General features: G+C 73.6%; 2 pseudogenes. One reads left to right on the top strand and one right to left on the bottom strand.

Annotated features, from left to right (window positions below):
- Positions 1–718 (bottom strand): annotated as a pseudogene (locus tag MFF42_RS23490) (right-handed parallel beta-helix repeat-containing protein); the annotation flags it as partial.
- A 241-nt stretch (positions 719–959) separates the two neighbouring features.
- On the opposite strand from MFF42_RS23490, the pseudogene MFF42_RS23485 reads away from it, so the two are divergent.
- A pseudogene (locus MFF42_RS23485) lies at positions 960–1,387 on the top strand (sugar transporter); the annotation flags it as partial.

Genomic DNA, 1,387 nt, shown 5'->3' with positions numbered 1-1,387 from the left:
CGAGGAGGCCGGCGCCGAGGACGAGCGCCGCCGCGAGCCGCTTCCACTGGCCGACCGCCACGAGGGCGAGGCAGACCGGCACCGCGATCGCCAGCATCGAGCCGCGGTTCTGCGCGGCGGCCAGCATCGCGCCGAGGCCAACGAAGGCGAACCAGCCCGGCCCGACCCGGACGAGGCCGACCAGGGCGAGGACGACGGCGCCGGTCAGGTGGGTCGCGAGTTCGCCCGCCCGCGCCGCGAAGAAGGGCACGTCGCCGAGGATGAAGGCGATGATCGCGAGCGGGATCGCGTAGCGCGCCAGCCAGCCGAACATCCGCATGAGCACGCCGAGCCGCCGCGGATCGTCGAGGAGGAGGGCGATCAGGACGAAGGCGTAGCCGCCGTAGAGCGCCACCGCGCCGTCGCGCAGGGCATCGACCCGGTATTCCCGCAGGCCGGCCAGCGTCCGCAGCAGCACCCAGCCCATCAGCGCGGCGACGCAGAGTGCGGGCGCGGTGGCGAGCCCGGCCCAGAGGTTGAGGCCCGTCCGCGCCCGGAACACCGCGAGCAGCCCCAGCAGGAACAGCAGCTCGCCGGCATAGAGCGGCGGCAGCCCGAGATAGGCGAAGCTCTTGCCGAAGATCATGTAGCCGGCAAACGCGATCCCGAGCGCGGCCAGGAACAGTTCGGCGAGGCGGCTCTCCCGCGGCAGGGCGTGGGCGGTCGTCGTCGTTGCCATCGTCATCCGCCCATCGACCGTCGCTCGCCGGCCTGATCGGGCGGAAGTCTTGCGGGCGCGGCGGGTCCTGACAATCGAGGCCGACAGCGCATCGGGAGCGGGCCGGCCCGTACTTCCGACGTACCCCGAACGATCGAGGAATCGGCTCCGCCCCTCCCGATGTCCGCGTGGTGCCCGCGACCGCCTCGTCTAGGGTCGCCGGGCCATCCTTCCGGCCGCCTTCCCGTCACCCGGACACAGCATGCCCGCCCTTCCGCGCGACCTCCCTGCCCTGGCCGGCGCCTGCCGCGCCGTCGTCGGGAGGGGCGCTGCCGGACCGGCCCTCTCGGTGGCCGATCAGGCGCTGGTGAGCGCGTGCAACTTCGCCACCACCATCGTTCTGGCGCACGCGCTCGGCCTGGAAGCGTTCGGCCTGTTCTCGACGGCCTGGATCGCGGTGCTGCTCACCGTCAGCCTGCAGCTCGGCCTCGTCGTCTGCCCGATGATCAGCATCGGCCCGGGACTGGGGGACGAGGCGCGGCCGGCCTATTACGCCATCGTCCTCGTCCACGAGGCTGCCTTCCTGGCGCTCGCCGGCAGCGCCGTCGCGATCGGGCTCGCTCTGGCCTTCGGCGACCGGGCGCTCGCGCTCGCGGCGGGCGCCGCCTGCGCCGCCCATCTCGCCCAGGA

The organism is Methylorubrum podarium (assembly GCF_022179745.1).
Lineage (GTDB): Bacteria > Pseudomonadota > Alphaproteobacteria > Rhizobiales > Beijerinckiaceae > Methylobacterium > Methylobacterium podarium.
Note: the sequence above shows the minus strand (reverse complement) of the source record. Positions and strands in the feature narration are given on the sequence as shown.